At 61.7% G+C, this 17,466-nt stretch carries 16 protein-coding genes; 12 read left to right on the top strand and 4 right to left on the bottom strand.

Annotation, left to right across the window (positions count from 1 at the left end; translation table 11 throughout):
- Position 1 precedes the first annotated feature (1 nt).
- Positions 2–1,507: a GMC family oxidoreductase gene (locus LD110_RS18660; RefSeq protein ID WP_225500976.1), complete on the top strand. Its 1,506-nt coding sequence runs from the start codon at positions 2–4 to the stop codon at positions 1,505–1,507.
- On the top strand, positions 1,504–2,973 hold the full coding sequence (locus LD110_RS18655; RefSeq protein ID WP_225500975.1) for an aminobutyraldehyde dehydrogenase: 1,470 nt from the start codon (positions 1,504–1,506) through the stop codon (positions 2,971–2,973). Before LD110_RS18660 ends, LD110_RS18655 begins: the two co-directional genes overlap by 4 nt.
- A gap of 512 nt (positions 2,974–3,485) precedes the next feature.
- Here LD110_RS18655 and LD110_RS18650 read toward each other — a convergent pair.
- Genes LD110_RS18650 through LD110_RS18640 form a run of 3 tightly spaced genes read right to left on the bottom strand, consistent with a single transcriptional unit; the run spans position 3,486 to position 5,963 of the window.
- Positions 3,486–3,896, bottom strand: a complete 411-nt coding sequence (locus LD110_RS18650; protein ID WP_225500972.1) for a thioesterase family protein — start codon at positions 3,894–3,896, stop codon at positions 3,486–3,488.
- A 42-nt stretch (positions 3,897–3,938) separates the two neighbouring features.
- Positions 3,939–5,150: an FAD-binding oxidoreductase gene (locus LD110_RS18645; protein WP_225500971.1), complete on the bottom strand. Its 1,212-nt coding sequence runs from the start codon at positions 5,148–5,150 to the stop codon at positions 3,939–3,941.
- Entirely contained in the window at positions 5,151–5,963 is an 813-nt protein-coding gene (locus tag LD110_RS18640; protein WP_225500970.1) for an aspartate/glutamate racemase family protein, read from the bottom strand.
- A 273-nt stretch (positions 5,964–6,236) separates the two neighbouring features.
- Here LD110_RS18640 and LD110_RS18635 point away from each other — a divergent pair, with 273 nt between their 5' ends.
- From LD110_RS18635 to LD110_RS18615, 5 genes are read left to right on the top strand one after another with little or no spacing between them, the layout of a single operon-like run.
- Positions 6,237–6,710: a MaoC/PaaZ C-terminal domain-containing protein gene (locus tag LD110_RS18635; RefSeq protein ID WP_225500968.1), complete on the top strand. Its 474-nt coding sequence runs from the start codon at positions 6,237–6,239 to the stop codon at positions 6,708–6,710.
- Positions 6,707–8,233, top strand: coding sequence for a class I adenylate-forming enzyme family protein (locus tag LD110_RS18630; RefSeq protein ID WP_225500966.1), 1,527 nt, complete (start codon positions 6,707–6,709; stop codon positions 8,231–8,233). The genes LD110_RS18635 and LD110_RS18630 overlap by 4 nt, the downstream gene beginning before the upstream one ends.
- A complete protein-coding gene (locus LD110_RS18625; protein WP_225500964.1) occupies positions 8,230–9,141 on the top strand; it encodes a nitrilase-related carbon-nitrogen hydrolase in 912 nt (303 codons plus the stop codon). The genes LD110_RS18630 and LD110_RS18625 overlap by 4 nt, the downstream gene beginning before the upstream one ends.
- A complete protein-coding gene (locus tag LD110_RS18620) occupies positions 9,134–9,580 on the top strand; it encodes a thioesterase family protein (protein WP_225500961.1) in 447 nt (148 codons plus the stop codon). The genes LD110_RS18625 and LD110_RS18620 overlap by 8 nt, the downstream gene beginning before the upstream one ends.
- The gene (locus LD110_RS18615; RefSeq protein WP_225500958.1) at positions 9,577–10,626 is read left to right on the top strand and encodes a nitronate monooxygenase family protein; all 1,050 of its coding nucleotides are present in this window, start codon (positions 9,577–9,579) and stop codon (positions 10,624–10,626) included. Before LD110_RS18620 ends, LD110_RS18615 begins: the two co-directional genes overlap by 4 nt.
- 46 nt (positions 10,627–10,672) lie before the next feature.
- Here LD110_RS18615 and LD110_RS18610 read toward each other — a convergent pair whose 3' ends face one another.
- Entirely contained in the window at positions 10,673–12,274 is a 1,602-nt protein-coding gene (locus LD110_RS18610; RefSeq protein WP_225500956.1) for a helix-turn-helix domain-containing protein, read from the bottom strand.
- A gap of 252 nt (positions 12,275–12,526) precedes the next feature.
- Here LD110_RS18610 and LD110_RS18605 point away from each other — a divergent pair, with 252 nt between their 5' ends.
- Genes LD110_RS18605 through LD110_RS18585 form a run of 5 tightly spaced genes read left to right on the top strand, consistent with a single transcriptional unit; the run spans position 12,527 to position 17,341 of the window.
- On the top strand, positions 12,527–13,396 hold the full coding sequence (locus LD110_RS18605) for a citryl-CoA lyase (protein ID WP_225500954.1): 870 nt from the start codon (positions 12,527–12,529) through the stop codon (positions 13,394–13,396).
- The gene (locus LD110_RS18600; RefSeq protein WP_225500952.1) at positions 13,381–14,142 is read left to right on the top strand and encodes an SDR family NAD(P)-dependent oxidoreductase; all 762 of its coding nucleotides are present in this window, start codon (positions 13,381–13,383) and stop codon (positions 14,140–14,142) included. The genes LD110_RS18605 and LD110_RS18600 overlap by 16 nt, the downstream gene beginning before the upstream one ends.
- A 28-nt stretch (positions 14,143–14,170) precedes the next feature.
- A complete protein-coding gene (locus tag LD110_RS18595; RefSeq protein ID WP_225500950.1) occupies positions 14,171–15,394 on the top strand; it encodes an FAD-binding oxidoreductase in 1,224 nt (407 codons plus the stop codon).
- The gene (locus tag LD110_RS18590) at positions 15,375–16,511 is read left to right on the top strand and encodes an acyl-CoA dehydrogenase family protein (RefSeq protein WP_225500948.1); all 1,137 of its coding nucleotides are present in this window, start codon (positions 15,375–15,377) and stop codon (positions 16,509–16,511) included. Before LD110_RS18595 ends, LD110_RS18590 begins: the two co-directional genes overlap by 20 nt.
- Positions 16,502–17,341, top strand: coding sequence for a polysaccharide deacetylase (locus LD110_RS18585; RefSeq protein WP_225500945.1), 840 nt, complete (start codon positions 16,502–16,504; stop codon positions 17,339–17,341). Before LD110_RS18590 ends, LD110_RS18585 begins: the two co-directional genes overlap by 10 nt.
- The last annotated feature ends 125 nt before the right edge of the window (positions 17,342–17,466 follow it).

The following is a 17,466-nucleotide window of genomic DNA, read 5'->3' as shown; positions in this document are numbered from 1 at the left end:
AATGAACAGCGCAAAGAACACCTTCGACTACGTCATTGTTGGCGGTGGATCGGCCGGTGCCACGTTGGCAAAACGGCTCGCTAACGATCCGGAAGTCAGCGTGTGTCTCATTGAGGGAGGCCCCGCCAACGAAAATGACCCCAAGGTCTTAATGCTCAACGAATCCCTTGGCCTGGTCGGGGACCCGAAATACGACTACGACTACGGCATCGCACCCCAGGAACGCGGGAACTCGCTGCTGCGGCTAAGCCGGGCGAAAATGCTGGGGGGCTGCAGTGCCCACAACGATTGTTGGGCCCTTCGCGCCCCGGACGCCGACATGGACCGGTGGAGCGAACTCGGCGCGGAGGGCTGGGACGCAGCCAGCGTCGCCCCCTACTTCGACCAGATCTTCGAAGACCTTCGAGTCCACCCGGTGACCAAGGGAGCCGAACTGTCCAACGCATGGATCGCCGCGGCAAATGAGCAAGGCTTCGAGACCATCGACAACACCCAGGGCGATTACCGCCAAGGCATCTCCTGGGTTTCCCTCAACGAGGACAGCGGCGTCCGTGTCTCAACGGCAGTGGCCTACCTTTTCCCCACGAGCAAACTCCCGCCGAACCTATACCTGCAGCTGGAAACCCTGGCCCACCGTGTAGTGGTGGAAGACGGCCGGGCTGTGGCGGTCGAGACAAACAAGGGTCGTTTCGAAGCAACGCGGGAAATCATTCTTTCCACGGGCGCCATCGACACGCCCAAACTCTTGATGCTTTCCGGTATTGGCCCGGCAGAGCACCTGAAGCAGCACGACGTTGAGGTGGTCCAGGACCTTCCCGGCGTCGGTGCCAACCTGTCCGACCACATCGAGACCCCAGTCATCTGGGAGTCCACGAAGGAACCGGGTGACAGTATCAACGGACTGGACCTGGGGCTTTACGCGGACGTCCTCCAAGAGGGCGATTTCAGTATTCAGGTCACGATCGGGCACTTCACGTACTGGCTGCACTCAGAGCCGTTCAACGAATTGCCCAACCCTCCCCTTGCGTTCACTTTCGCCCCGAATGTCGCAAGGCCTGCGAGCAAGGGAACGATTCGGCTCGCCTCGGCGGATCCGAAGGACAAGCCGATCGTTGATCCGCGTTACTTCACTGACGAAGAAGGACGCGATGAACGCCTGCTCGTTGAAGGTATCCGCTTGGCTCGCGAACTGGCCAAGTCCGAGGCGCTTAAGGATTGGATCGTCCAGGAAGTCGCACCCGGCCCTGAACTGCAAACTGACGAGGAACTTGGCGCGTACGCCCGACGCTACTCCAACACGGTCTACCACCCAAGCGCTACCTGCAAGATGGGTTCGTTGAACGATCCTGATGCTGTTGTTGACCCGCGGCTGCGGGTACGCGGGGTCGAGGGACTGCGAATTGCCGACGCCTCCGTGTTCCCAGAACTCGTCCGCGTCAACCCGAACATGACCGTGGTCATGATCGGGGCCAAAGCAGCCGACCTGATCAAGGAGGACAACTCATGACGACCTCAACAGAGCGAGTGCAATCGCATATCCCGGCTGAGACTCCGGAACTGGCCCACTTTATCGGTGGGGAATGGGTACCGTCCCATGGGGTCTTTACATTGACTGACCCCAACACCGCGGAGCTCACCGGTAGCTCCCCGGTGGCAGATTCCGATACTGTCGATCGCGCTGTGAAGGCGGCCAGGGCCGCCTTCGAAGAATGGCGGCGCACCACCCCGCGGGAGCGCGGGGAGTACCTCAACCGGCTCGCAGACCGCATCGACGAGGCCAGCGAACAGCTTGCTCAGCTTGAAAGCTGGAATGTGGGAAAGCCCATTTCCAACGCCAGGGAAGAGATTCCCCTGCTCGTGGACCTGCTCCGGTTCTATGCCGGTGCGGCCAGGCTCGGTGAGAACACCGCAGCAGGAGAGTACGAGCGGGGCATGACCTCCATTGTCCTGCGCGAACCCGTGGGGGTGGTCGGACTCATTGCACCGTGGAACTACCCGCTGCTGGAGGCGGTCTGGAAGATCGGTCCTGCACTTGCGGCAGGGAATACCGTGGTACTCAAACCCTCGGAATTGACTCCCTACACCACTGTGGTCCTTGCCAAACTTGCGGCGTCTGTTCTCCCTGCCGGGGTCCTCAACGTCGTCTTGGGCGACGGCATGACCGGGGCGGCGATCGTGGACCACCCGGGGATCGAGATGGTCTCCCTGACGGGAGACGGAGGCACGGGGAAGAAGATCGCTGCTGCGGCCTCCAACACGCTGAAGCGGGTTCACCTCGAGCTTGGGGGCAAGGCGCCCGTGCTGGTTTTCGATGACTCGGACGTTGAGTACGCCTCCGAATATCTGGCCATGGCAGGATTCACCAACACCGGTCAGGACTGCACGGCCGCCTGCCGAGTCATCGTCCATGATTCTGTCTATGAGTCATTCATGGAAAAGTACGTGGCAAATGTCCGGCGCCTGCGCGTGGGAGATCCGGCCGATCCGGAGACACAGGTGGGACCGTTGGTCTCCGAGCGGCAGTTGGAGCGCGTCCTTGGCTTCCTTGAGCGTGCTGGTGAAACCTCCGCACGGGTGCTCACCGGTGGCAGCAGGGTTGACCGGCCCGGATTCTTCATCGAGCCCACCGTTCTGGTGGACGTGAATCAGGACGACGAAGTGGTGCAGAAGGAAGTCTTCGGCCCCGTCGTCACGGTTCAGCGGGCGGCCAGCGAGGAAGAGATGCTGCGACTGGCCAACGACGTGAATTATGGTCTGTCAGCCAGTATCTGGACCCGTGACCTCTCCAGGACAATCCGCCTGACCAAGGACCTTTCCTTTGGCACGGTCTGGGTCAACGGCCATTTGACCACGGTCGCCGAGATGCCGTTCGGCGGCTTCGGCCAATCAGGCTATGGCAAGGAGCTATCAGGGCGCTCCATGGATGAATACTCCCAAGTCAAGCATGTGATGATCAGCCAAACCCGAGTGTGACTGCTGACTGATGCCTGCCCGGGAAGTCCGGGCAGGCATCGTATCGCGATCACGGCCCCGATTCCTTCTCCGGAGGGATCGGGGCTTTGCGCTGCCCTGCGACGCCTGGGAAGGGGGCATCTTCAGGGAGCAGCGAAGTGGTTTCGCACTTGGGCTGGCGGCGGTCCGGGCCCAAGCGGGCGGGGTGGTTCCATTCTTCTCCGCTCAATGGATCAGGAACTCTCGAAAGAGGCACTCCGAAATGGGCGTTCCTCCCGGAGCACAGCTCAGCAGGTGCGCCACGCCGGGCCTGCAGTCCACCGCACGGCCCGTCTGTTCGCCCGGGGGAAAGTGGGTTCCAGGGTGGCCTTTGGGTAATTCGTGCGCGGACCGGACGTGCGGGACGGGATGTCGTGATCGTCTGTGGTCCTGGAATCCCGGGTTTGAGGTGTTCGGCTGCTTGAGTGGAGTGCGTGCGCGGGAAAACGAAAGCGCCGCCGGGATGCCGGCGGCGCTTTGTGGTGATGGCTACCTCAGGGGCCAGACAGCTGCATCCGCAGCGAAGGCGGAAGCTCCGTGGAGCTAAAGTCCCCGTCAGGGTTCCGTCGTGTCCAGACGTGCCGCGTGGTGACTGTCGCCGTCAAGGTGCCTTCACGCAGCATCGTGGTCCCAAAGAGGAACGATGATCGTTTGACCTCTGTCGCCCACGATTGCAGGGTGAGGACGTCGTCCTGGTGGATGGCCGCCGGGTATTCAGCGGAGGACGCCACCACTGGCAAACCGGATCCCGTGCCCAGGATGCGGCCGAGGGGTTCATATCGTTCAGCCAGCCATTCTGAGAAGCTGTGCTCATGCCAGCGGAAGACGCTTGCGAAATAAACAACACCCGCGGAATCAACGTCACCAAGCACCACTCTATGGTGCCGGACATGAAGCGCTCTCATGGTTCTCCTTGGACGTGGGTACTCCGTGAATTGCTGTTTAGTTCACCAATTGACTGATGCGCCTGGAATCACCGGGTCCAGTTGCCGGTTCCAGCGCACTTCTGTCATGTCGAGCTCTGACTCGGCACCCGTCAGCAGCTGGCTAATGAGTTTGCCAGTCATCGGCCCGGCGGAGTTGCCGAAAACGTGTCCGGCCGCCATCACGAGGCCGGGGGCAATCTCGTCGATGACGGGCACCATGTCCGAGGTGAACGGAAGAACGCCTGCCCACACCCTGTCAATGCCTACCTTGGCCAGTCCGGGAAAATCGCCAATGATGTCTTCTGCCAGAGCCTTGAGTCCATCCAAGCTGGGGAAGAGATCTACTTCCGCCGGGTAGTCCATCGGGCATCCGATCAGGATTTCTCCGTTGGCCCGCTGGGCAGCGAGGGTGAGCAAGGAGTATCCGGTTTCCTCTTCGATGCGGCTGCGGAACAGCTCATCGTCCCAGCTGGGGAGGTTCCTGAAGAGCGAGTAGGCTTTCGTGGCGTTGGGCCCATATACCACGGGCATTATCTGTGGAGGCAGGGGCTTCGTGGCCATTACCTGCAGGCGTTCGCGGCCGACGGGAACGTCAAGTCCGCTGGCCTTCATCAACTTTTCCGTCCACGCACCGGAGGCGATGACTACTTTGTCGGCGAAGAAGTTGCCTTCGTTGGTTTCGACGCCGATGATCCTCTCCCCGGAGAAGATCAGTTTGGAAACGGTGATGCCTTCACGCAGCGTCGCGCCTTCAGCTCGGGCACCTGCTGCCAGCGCAGCAACGACAGTAGGGGTGTTGATCTGGGCGTCGTTGGAGCAGAAGCTCGCGCCTACGACATCTTCCCTGATGGGGCCGACGAGTGAGCGGACTTCCTTGCCGTCGATGAGGGACATGTCCAGGCCGTCGGTCTGGCGCGCGGCCACGAACTCCTTGAAGACCTGTTCCTGGCGCTCGTCGTAGAAGTAGATGAGTCCGCCATCGGTCCGGAACTCAAACGGCACGGGAAGATCCTGGCGGAGCTGGTCGTACAGCGCCCGGCCCTTCAAGGAGATGTTCAGCGCCCAGCCGGGGTTCCGGCAGTGCAGCCAGACGAAGCCGGGGTTCCGTCCGGAGGCGCCGTAGCCAACGTGCTTTTGCTCAAGGAGGGTGACGTTGAGGCCTTCCCGGGCAGCAAAGTAGGCAGATGACGTGCCGACGAGGCCGCCACCAACGATCAATACGGAGGTCGACACTTAGATGGTCCTTTCGTAGATGTCCGTTTCGAAGTACGGAGCGACGTCGTCCGCCTCTGCCGGGTTGTGATCGGCGAGGTTCTGGTAGTAGGCGTTGCGGGCAATACGGTATTGTCCTGCCTTGTTCATGTCCGCGAACATTTCCGCGGTCTTGACCGCGATGAGGTTGGGGTTGATCACTGGGAGGTCCGCCAGTTCGGTTCGGCCGCGCTGGACGGCGAGTTCGTAGCAAGCGGATACGATCGTGCAGCCGATCAGGATGGCTTCGGCGCCGGTCCTTTTCAGGGCTTCCTGTGCGACGGCGTAGGTGTCTGTCGCCACGGCGTCGGTGTCCTTGACCATGTCATCGACGAACCAGCCCACGGCTTCAACGCTGCGGCAGTTGGCCTCCGTTCCGTAGATCCGCAGCCTGTCCTCGAGCTCAGGGACTGCCTTGTGATGGTCGGTCACGATCGCGTAGCGGTGGCCAAACATCCGCGCCTGTGCCGTCGAAGCCTCCAGTGGTCCGATCACAGGGATTTTCACCAGTTCGCGGGCTTCCGTCAGTGCGGGATCGTAAAGGCAACCGATGACGAGGGCGTCATAGCCGGCAGCTTCCGCGGCCTTGGCAGCCCGCAGGATTTCTACCTGGACAACTTGCTTTGGCGCGTAATAGTCAAGGTTCCTCGGACCGGCGTGCAAGTGCCAGATATCCAATTCCGTTGTGTCGCGCAGCGAGGAGCTAAGGACTTCTTTGATCAGGTCATCGTACCGATCTGTACCGAACGGGTTCAGGAAACAGATGCGCGTGCGTCCATCAGTTGTGTGCTTCATGTCAGGGACGCTACGCCCCCCCATGTAGCGGGAGGAATAGTAGGAGTTCCGAGAAGAGGCCTGCTTCTTTAGAGAGCTACCAAAATGTTTGGTGGGCTGGACGACGGGAGGGCCGAATCTCCGGCAAATGTAAGGGCCGTTGTAATTGTTATGAATTGAGACGTCTTGTTTGAGCATCCCTCCAATGGAACCGGCGCTGGGGCGGCGTCAGGATGACACTGACGGACTTGTAATCGCGGCTGTGCCGCCTGGCTCCCATGGAGAACATACAGAATGACTGAAACCCAGTTGAAAGGCTCCACCGGCCTGTACTTTGACGAATTTGAGATTGGGCAGTCTTGGACCTCACCGGCCCGGACCATCACCGAAGCTGACGTGGTGATGTTCGCCGGTATTTCCGGCGATTTTAACCCGCTCCACACGGATGAGGAATTCTCCAAGCGCACTCAGTTTGGGGGACGTATATTTCACGGTCCTGGCGTTTTCGCTGTGGCTACCGGGCTCGAGTCTCGTCTCGGCATCAAGGAGGGCACGGCGATCGCTTTCCTTGGGATGACCTGGAATCTTAAAGGACCGGTCCGTATCGGGGATACTATCCGAGTCGAGCAGGCCGTTGCGGGCAAGAAGGCGTCGTCCTCCAAGCCGGACCGTGGAGTGGTGACGTTCGACGTTTCCGTCGTTAATCAGAAAGGCGAGGTTTGTCAGGAAGGGCAGTGGGTCGTCATGTTCAAGCGGGCCAACGGATGACTCTGAACCAGACTTTTTCCCATGTCCTGAGGCAGAGAGCCCTCGCTCACCCGCACCGTGACGCAGTACGGGACGGCGAACTGGTCGTGACATACAAGCAGTTGGACCGTGCCAGCGACGCCCTGGCACGACGCATCGCCGCGGCCGGCGCAAAGCCGGGGGACCGCGTGATCCTCATGGCGGACAATTCCGCCATCCACCTGGCCGCGGCAGTTGCCGTCTGGCGCACCGGCGCGGTGCTGACCACGCTCTATGCCTCTTCAGGCCCGTCGGAAATTGCCTACGCCCTGAGCCATTCGGAAGCCGTCGTAGCAGTTGTTGACGCTAGGGCAAATGACCTTGTCCGAAGCGTTCCCGAAGCGCCGCCCACGGTCACCATCTCCAACGACGATTTTGCGGCCACCGACGTACCTGTCACGTGGGAGCGCTGGGATTCCCCCGAAGCGGATCCCAGTGATCTCGCCCTGATTTGCTACACCTCGGGCTCCACTGCCGCTCCAAAAGCCGTTATGCACTCCCATACTGGGCTGCTTGCGGCCGCAGAGGCGTACGCCGAAGTCTGGCATCTCGGTCCGGAGGACCGGACCGTCGTGTGCCTGCCGATGGCCTGGGCCTTCGGGCTAGTCACCACGTCCATGGCAACCCTGACCGCAGCCGGGCAAATCATCGTCCTGCAGCGAACTAAACCGGACCTCATCATCGAAGCCCTGAACAGGTTTGGCGGGACCTTCCTGGCCGGAGTGACAACGATGTTCGTCAAGCTCACCGAGCGGCTGGAAGAAATCGGCAACGTCGATATGCCCGGGCTGCGGCTCTGCATCTCCGGTGGCGAGCCACGTAACGAGAACGTGTTCGCCCGCTGGACCCAGGCAACGGGCTGCCCGGTCCATGATGTCTACGCCGCTTCCGAATGCTTTCCCGCCGTTACATACGACCCGTACGTCGATCCCATTCCCGTGCAGGGTTCATCGGGAAAGGTCGCGTCGGGCGCGAGCATGCGCGTGGTCGACGAGAACGGCCGCGACGTCGCACCGGGGACCGTGGGTCAGGCGCTGTGGAAGGGGCCTGCTCTCTTCCTCGGGTACTGGAAGGATCCGGAACAAACGGCCAAAGCCCTGACGCCCGACGGCTGGTACCGGACGGGGGATCTGGTCAAGGTCAACGAGAGCGGATACGTCTTCGTGGAAGGCCGGCTCTCTGACATTATCATCCGTGGCGGCAGCAACGTTTCGCCTTCTGAAGTTGAGGCAGTCCTTGCCTCCCATCCGTCCGTGCGAAGCGCCGCCGTCGTCGGACTACCGGACGAACTGTACGGTGAGCTAGTCGCGGCCGCGCTCATCCTGCGGGAGGGCCACACCCTCGATCCTGAGGGGCTACGGACGCACTGCACGGCGCACTTGGCTGGATACAAGGTGCCCGGGTTATTCGTTGCGCTGGACGCACTTCCAATCAATTCCCGAACCGGCAAGGTAGACCGCCGGCAACTCAAGCAGGACCTACAAAAGAAGGGAGTCCCCGCATGAGCCAGCTGCGGATCGCGGCCGCACAGTTCGCCCTTCGTCCGGAGCCCTCCCTCGAAGCTTTATCGCAGCACGTTTCCTCCCTCGTGGAGGGTGCCGCTGCTGACGGCGCCCAACTTGTGCTCCTCCCGGAACTGGTGACGACAGGCCTGCTCGCCAGCCATCCAAACCCAGCCGCCCTGGAAGCGGGCCGGATCGACGAAGCCTACCGCACGCTCTTCCCGCTCATCGCCGACCACTACGTGGATCTCATGTCCGCAATTGCCAAAAGGTGCGGCACCACAATCGCCGGGGCAAGCAACATCCGGCGCCTGCCCGACGGCAGCCTCAGGAACACGGCATATATTTTCCATGCGGATGGACGGGTCGACCAGCAGGACAAGCTGCACCTCACGCCGCCGGAGCGCGCCATGGGAATCTCACCAGGAGAACGTGTCATGCTCACCCGGGTGGAGGGTGTGAGCGTCGCGGTTCAAATCTGCGCCGATATCGAGTTCCCCGAAGTGTCCCGCGAATTGGCCCTCCGAGGAGCAGAGCTCATCCTTGCACCTTCCCTGACCTGGAACAGCCGTGGCGCCAACAGGGTCCGTTACGGGGCACATGCCCGTGCGATGGAGAACCAGTTGTATGTCGCCGTCGCGCCCTTGGTGGGCAGTAACGGCATCCCCCATGATTCGCCCTTGCGATGCACAGGCTTTGCGATGGTTGCCACGCCGCTTGACCGGACCTTCGGGCTGAACGATGGTGTATTGGCCGCCCACGCCGACACTCGTGAGGAAGGCATCATCCTTGCTGACCTCGACACCGAGCTGGTGGCCGTTTCCAGGGCGAATCCGGAGCCTCCGGGCCTCAAATACATCAGACCCGAGCTGTATGATGCGATCCGGGAAGGCAGCATTGAGCGTGTCTAGCGAACCGTTTATTCACAGGATCAGGGCCAGATACCACGAGACGGACGCCCAGAAGTATCTGTTCAATTCCCGATACCTCGAATATACCGACGTCGCTATGACCGAGTTCTTCAGGGACCTCGGATGGAGCTACCCCCAGATGCTGGAGGAGGGCTTTGACCCATCCGTCGTTCAAACCTCACTGGAATTCACCCGGCCTGTGCGGCTGGACGATCTGGTGGACGTCCAGGTCGGCTGCACGCGGGTCGGCACATCAAGTTTCACCCTACGGTTCGAGCTTTCCGTCGGCAGGCACCAGGTGTGCCGGGTTGAAAGCATCTACGTCAACGTCGACCCGGACGCCGAGGCAGCACGTCCAATACCCGAACAGATTGCACTGCGCCTGCGGTCTGCCGAGTCCGCGACCACCCCGTCATCATCAGTTGGAGCCAGAACATGAAAACACGACTTACCGATTTGCTCGGCATTAGGCATCCTGTCCTTTCTGCGGGCATGGCCAGGGTTTCCCAGGCAGACCTGGTGGTGGCTGTCAGCAACGCCGGTGGCATGGGCTGTCTTGGCGGCGTCAGTTTCCTCCCTGAGGCCCTCCGGGCCGAGATACGCGACATTAAGGCACGAACCTCAAACCCGTTTGCGGTGAATCTGCTCTTGCCGGAAGTTCTCACTTCCGACGACGATGCCAGCTGGGCACCCGTCAGCGAGCTGTGGGAGCGGCTGTCGCCCGACGACAGGACGAAACTCAAGGGCGTGGAAGCGCTGCTCACGAAGGGAGCAGTTCAAGGGCAGGTGGATGTGGTCCTGGATGAGGCGCCCCCCGTGGTCATCCTGACCTTTGCAACACCCAGGGAGTTCATCGACCAGTGCCACACCAGAGGGATTCTCGTGGGCGCGCTGTGCGGCTCCATCGGCAGGGCCCGGACCGCGGTGGAAAACGGTGCAGACTTCATCATTGGACAGGGCACTGAGGGTGGCGGCCACACCGGCCACGTCGGCACCATGGCCCTTATCCCCGGCCTGGTCGACGCTGTCGACGTTCCTGTGGCAGCCGCCGGCGGCATCAGCGACGGCCGCGGCTTCGCTGCTGCCCTCGCCCTCGGAGCTGAGGCAGTGTGGGTCGGCACCCGCTTCATCGCCTCGGACGAAGCCTATGGCCACGAATCCTTTAAAAGGCGCGTCGTCGAAGGGCAGAGCAAAGACACGGTACTGACCAAGTCCTACACCGGGAAACCTCTGCGGGCTCTCCGCAACGAGTGGACCTCGCGATGGGAGGAACTATCCGGCGAGATCGCCAACTTCCCCGCCCAGTACGCGGTAGCGGGGACCTTGGTGGAGACGGGCTACCAGGACGGAGACCTGGCCACCGGCATGATGCCGGCAGGCCAAGGCATTCAGACCGTCACTGAAATCCTGCCTGCAGCCAAGATCGTGGAAAACATGGTTACGGAGGCCGAGAACATCTTGCATCGGCTGAACCAACGCGCTTAGTGACCGGCTTTTGGCCGGGTCTGGATCGCGGATCCGGGCCCGGCCTTCAGTCTATTGGCACCGCACCAAGACCGGTCGGTGCTTCCGTCTCGCTTCTGTCCAGGGGACTCTCGACGGCGGCAGCGCCTCGGGCGACGCCGGCCTGCCTTTGCGCCGGCCGTCGAACGGAACGGCCGGCGGCTGTGCTGGCCTGTTCAGCGAGCCTGGCCAGCTGAACCGCTGCGATCACATCGGGGGAGCGCAGTGTTCCCCCGACGATTTCTTCGATCTTCTGAAGCCGGTAGCGCAGGGAATTGTGATGAATGTGCAGCGCCTTGGCAGCGGCCATAACGTCAAGTTCAGCTTCGAAGAAGGCATCCAGGGCTTCAACCAGAATGGGCTTGTCCTTGAGCGGACCCATAATGTCTGTGGACCATTCGGCCATCCGCTCCAATCCCACATGCGCGAGCAACCGTGTCGTGAACTTGAAATCGTCATAGCTGAAGACCCGCGTGCCGGCCTGGAGACGGGCCTGCTGAAGTGCCAGAACGGCGTCGTAATGTGACGTGCTCACGTCCCGCACATGGGTGATCGCGCGTCCAAGTCCCATGACCAGGCCACTGTCCTCGGCCGCAAGGTAGGAAAGCGCCTGATCCCTCACCCGCGGTTCGGCCTCGACCAGCACAGCGGTGCTCGAGCTGCGCCGGCTAACGAGGACGGTGGCGCCGAATTTGATAAAGGCCCGGCTGATGCGTTCTTCAAGCGGAGTCGCCAGCGTGCCGGAAACCGTCCTCGGCCCGAACCTCACAATGTCCAGGACACGCACCTCACGGGCAAACGTCACGCCCAGGGACGCCGCCCGACCGGCAAGGACATCGGGATTGTCATACGGGTTGAGGTCAAGCAGTTGACTGAGAACCGAACTACGCACGGCCTGGTCCTGATTGGCCACGAGAACGTCAATCCTATCCGTCGCATCGATGAGCGAGGCCGTGACCCGGGCAGCCGCCCTGACGTAGGAACTGACAAACTGTTCCCTGCGACTGCCTACAAGCAGCCAGCGGACAGGGCGGTTCGTCGACTCGGCGAACCTGATCGCGAGGGCATTCCATCCGGAGACGTTGACCTCGATTTCCGGGAACCTCGAATCAGCGATTTCCTCCAAGAGGAGCCGGAAGGGCAAAACACCCTCCGAGGCTTCCACTTCGCCGGAGGCACGGAGCATTCCGGCGCCGCCCCCGCACACCTTGGCCAGGCGTGAGAGCAACGCCGTCACGGGCTGGTTGGGTCCCAGCGCTGCAACGAGGGATTGCTGCATGGTGAGCATGCGGTTGAAGCGCACCGAATCGGGACTGGCCTGAAAGCGGTTCACTGTGTCGATGAGGTCAGCGAAACGAGTGCTTTGCGGCACCTCCAACACAGGAATCCGGCGGCCGGCCAGTTCATCGATCAAAGCGCGGCGAAAGGGTCCGCGATAAGTCTCGGGAAGAGCGGCCGCAGAAGCCTCCACCTCGAAGATCTTCGTGACCAGCCGGTCTAACTCGGCACCGTCTTGCGGCATGGAACCAAGAATCAGGACTAGTTCATTGCGGCCGAGTCCCTCCACGTCCTCAGGTTCCACCACGATTTGGGCAGAGACGATGACCCGGGTCCGGGCGGAATCGGGCATTCGGATGGGAGCGAGCTGAAGTGCCGGATGACTGAGCAGATCCCCAATCGTGCATGGAGTTACCTGGGCCCCCGCGCCGACTTGGTCTGCGCTGGAAGGCCTGGACCCTCCTTGAGCGTCTTGCATATTGCGATTCTAGCCAGGGAGCGAAAAGACTGGACCGGCTTTTCGTAGTTACATTTACGAAAAGACGAACCATCTCCCATAAAGCCTCCAATGGTCTCCCCGCAGGCCGAACCTTACGCTGTTTGCATGAACGTCCATGCCGCACCCGCTGCACAGAATCCCCTGAAACCCGAGGAACCGGAGCAAACTTCGGCCTATTGGTCTACCTCGATCAGCAGGGTCACCGACTCAAAAGTGTTTATCCGTGGCTACGATCTCGAAGAGCTGATTGGCAGATTGCCGTTCTCAGCCGCCACTTTCCTCCTTCTCCGCGGACGCATCCCGACGCCGGCCGAGGCGGCACTGCTCGACGCCGTACTTTCAGCAGTGCTGGACTACTCACTTCAGAAATCCGGAACCGTTGCCGCGCGGTACGTGGCATCGGCAAACCCGAATATGGCAGCGGCCATGGCGGCCAGTGTCCTTGGCGTTGGAAAAAACACGATGGATCCGGCAGAAACCGCGCGTTTCTGCATCCAGGCCTACCAGCGGCTGGAAACCGAACAGATCCCGGCACCCCAGCTCGCCGCGCAGATCGTGGAGGAACTTCGAGCCAAGAAGCAGCGCATCCCGGGTCTGGGACACCCGGTATTCCGTTTCGTCGACCCGCGCGCCCGGAAGCTGCGGGAAAAAGCGGTCGCCGCGGGCGTGTGGGGTCCCCGCGCGGAGTTCTTCGAACAGATCCATGCGGCATTCACCCGCCTGCCCGGCAGGGAATCCATCGTCCTCAATGACGTGGGCATGATGGGCCTCGTCCTGGTCGAAATGGGCTTCTCCCCGGAGGAAACCACCGGCCTGGCCATCCTCTCGACGCTGCCCGGAGTCATCGCCCACGTGACCGAGGAGCTGCGGGCAGGACGCCCCATCAGGGTCGTGCCCCACGGCACGGCTGAATATGACCAGACAGTCAGGGACTTTGAAACAGACAGAAAGGAATCCGGATGGGACGCAGAGTAGCCATCACCGGCGCCGGAGCCGGCATCGGCCGCGCCATCGCCGCAGCATTCATCGAACTGGGCGACACCGTATTTGTTGGTGACATCTCGGAGGACCGGCTGGCCGAGCTGAAAAGCACGGTCAGCGGCGACATCCACACCACCCAGCTCGATGTGTCGGACTTCCAGGCCATGCACGCTTTCGCCGAAACGGCCGCCGCTGATGAGGGCCTGGATGTTTTCGTCAACAACGCTGGCCTCTTCGACGGCTACGCCGGAATCGACGAGACGACGCCCGAACTGTGGCAGCGCATCATCGACGTGAACCTCACCGGTTACTTCAACGGTTGCAAAGCGGCACGTGCAACACTGAAGGGCCGCGGCGGAAGGATCATCAACATCGGATCCGTCGCCGGCCAGCACGGGGCGGCAGACGGTTTCGCCTACGCAGCCAGCAAGGCCGCGATTGAAGGCATGACCCGGCGACTGGCCGTGGACCTCGGACCCGACGGAATCACGGCAAACGTCGTTGCCCCAGGCGTGACAGCGACGAACATTCGCGCCAACTCGGGAGACCAAATCGGCCACCTCGTGGACATGAACCGGGGCGTCGGGGCCACCCCCGAACTGATGGATTTCCTCATTCCCCTCAGGCGTTCGGGGCAACCTGAGGAGGTCGCAGGTCTCGTCGTGTTCCTGGCCAGCGAGCAGGCGTCGTACATTACTGGACAGGTGATTCACGTCGATGGAGGGTGGCACGCCACATAGGCGTCGCACACGGGCAAAGGAGCGGGACATGAACTTGGACCAAGCGGACATCGTTGTCGTCGGCGGCGGGATCGCAGGGCTGGCCACCGCGCATGCCCTGAACCGCCGCGGTTACGACGTCGTTCTCGTCGAACAGCGCTTCCTCGCCTTCGGCGCCTCCGGCCGGAACTCCGGAGGGGTCTGGCTTCAGTCCATGCGTTCCGGAGCCGAGCTGAGCCTGGCCCAAAACAGCCTGGAAGCACTGCGGCACCTTGAAGACGAGCTGGGCCCAACCTTCGATTACACGGCCTCGGGCGGTGTGTTCTTCTACGAAACAGAACAGCAGGCCCAGATACTTGCAGACTTTGCCGAGGACCGACGTCGCCTGGGCCTGTCGGCTGAGAAAATCTCTGCCGACGACGCTCGGAAGATGGCGCCGGGTGTTCCCGAGTCGGCTATCGGGGCGGTGTACTTCGCGGACGACGCGAAGCTGAACACCTCAAAGTTGGTCAAGGGCCTGGGGCAGCTTGTCCGGAAGCTCGGTGTCCGGATTTATGAAAACACCCCGGCGCTGAGCCTGATCAGAAGCGGCAACGCGGTAACCGGCATCAGAACCATGCGGGGCAACATTGTTGCCGGTGGTGTTGTTTGGTGCGCCGGTCCATGGGCCACCAACCTCGACTCCGAAGGTGTTCAGCTGCCCCTAAAGCTGGTGAGGGTCGGGTTGCTCATGACCCAGCCCATTCGGGCGAACCTGCCCGCCATGACCCGGGGACCACTTGGCGCCCGGCACCTGAAGCCCCTCACGGCCCTGCCCTCCTACAGGGACGACGCATTCAGCGATCCGGAACCGTTGCCGGGCAAGCCCGGATACGAAGACGTCGTGGTCCAAGGTGGTGAGGGAAACCTATACGTGGGCCATACACTCGATGCCGCCAACTCACTCAACCCCCACATCACCCTTGAATCATCCCGGGTCATGATCGACACGATCCTCAACCGCCGACCGGAGTACGGCGAACTTGGCGTGACCGGCCTCTGGGCGGGAATCGTGGGCAGCACCCCGGACGAACTGCCCATCATCGACCAGGTCGAAGGCCTCTACATCAACACCGGCCACAGCGCAGGAGCCGCCACAGGACTCTACGGTGGGGAACTGATGGCTCAAATGGTGGCCGGCGAAGACCCGGGGATGCCCTTCGAGGAATTCTCGCTGGGACGTCCCAGCCTCAACCTAGGAAGCAACCATCTCTATGCAACAGGATCTCTCTGAACACGACCAGCAATTCCTGGCCCGGATCACGCAATTCGTAGACGAAGAAGTCATACCCCAAGCCCCCGAACTCGATGCTTCAGGCTCGTATCCGGCGACCTTGGTCAAGCGGCTCAGGGAACTCGGGCTCTTTGCGGCCAGTGGGCGCCCACTTCCCGTTTACTGCCTGGCGCTGGAGGAGATAGCCCGTGGCTGGCTCAGCCTGATACCCGTAGTCAATGCCCACTCATCTTCGGTCTGGACGTTGAAGCACTACGGAACAGAGGAGCAGAAGAGGGACTGGCTTCCGGCCCTAACCTCCGGCGACAAGGCAGCATGCCTCGGCCTGACCGAACCAGGCGGAGGATCAGACCTCCAAAACATCTCCTCGACGGCACGCCCCAACGGTGACGGCTGGCTGATTGACGGGCACAAGACATTCATCACCCACGCTGATCACAGCGATGCCATGATGGTCCTGCTCAGAACCGACCACCGCGTCCCGGGCCAGCCCGGACTCTCACTGTTCATGCTGCACCGCGACGAATGGGAGGTAGTTCGGAAGCTCCCCAAGCTGGGCACAAAAGGCATCGAAACCTGTGAGCTGCGCATCAATGGCCTCCAGGTCCCCAAAGACCGCCTGATAGGCACAGTTCCCGGGCACGGTTTCGCCCAGGTCATGGACGCTCTCGAAGTGGGGCGCCTCGCTGTCGCAGCCGCGGCAGTGGGTGTGGGACGCAGCGCCCTCTGGAACGCCGTCGAATCCGTCCGGGCGCGCGAAGCCTTCGGTCAGACGGTTAGTGACATGCCAGCGGTTCAAGCGCAACTGGCAGAGACGGCCAACACCCTGGCGGCCGCCAAAGCACTCACCAACGCAGCGGCGAACGCCAAGCAGGCAGGCGGACGACACGACCTCGAGACGTCATCCGCGAAGGTCTTCGCCGCTGACGCTGCCGTCAAGGCGTCCCTGACCGCCATGGAACTGGCCGGAGGAAACGGCTACCTCGAAGACAACCGCTTCGCCCAACTGCTCAGGGACGCAGCCTTGTTCCTCGCCGGCGAAGGATCCAACGGAGTTCTCAACGCCCTCATCGGCCACAAGATCAGCCACGGCACAAAGGACCTCGCATGGCTCTGAAGCTCCCCGAGGGAAAAAGGCTTGCCGTCTCCATCAGCGCCGACTTTGACGCCCACAGCGTCTGGATGGGATCTTTTGGCTCCACCTCACCCACAGTCCTGTCACGGGGCGAATTCGGAGCCGAAGTCGGTGTACCCCGGCTCCTGGAAACTTTTCAGCGCTACGGCATCCAAACCACCTGGTGCATTCCCACCCACACGCTGCAGACGTTTCCAAAGCAATGCCACGCCATTGCAGAGCATGGCCATGAAATCGCCGCACACGGGGTCTACCACGAATACATTCCCAAACTTGAGCCAGCCGAAGAACGCCGGCTCATGGAACTTCAAATAGGCCAACACGAGCGACTCCTCGGAAGGCGGCCCAACGGTTACAGGTCCCCGGCATGGGACTTTTCGGATTCGACCCTGGGCCTGCTGGAGGAATTCGATTTCGTCTGGGATTCGTCGCTCATGGGGAGGGATTTTGAACCCTACCGCCCGCGACCCGTCATCAGCCAAAGCCGCGAAGAAGGCAATGTTTTCGGCGATCCCAGCCCAGTGCTGGAAATACCCGTCTCCTGGTACCTCGATGACTTTCCCCCACTGGAGAACCTTCCGCGCAGCGTGGGCATGGCATCAACCAGGGATGTCCTGGCCAGATGGACTGACCTGTTTGATTTTGCCTACCAACGGGTGCCAAACGGCGTATTCGCCTTGACCCTGCACCCGCAGACCATCGGACGCGGCCACCACCTGCTCATGCTTGAGCAATTCCTCGACCACGTCACTTCCCATGACGGGGTTTGGCTCACCACAATTAGCGACATCGCCGCATCCTGGCGGGACTAGAACATCCCGCGTCCTTGTCCAGGTGGGCGAAAGTGTTCCTGGGGCGGTGTCCTCGCTACTACAACGAAATGCCGGCTGAGCGTTGAACGGCTCAGCCGGCACATTTCTATTTCTGATTGTTTGAT

Source organism: Arthrobacter sp. M4, assembly GCF_020251205.1.
Lineage (GTDB): Bacteria > Actinomycetota > Actinomycetes > Actinomycetales > Micrococcaceae > Arthrobacter.
The sequence above is the reverse complement of the archived record's forward strand: the minus strand, read 5'-3'. Positions and strand labels throughout refer to the sequence as shown.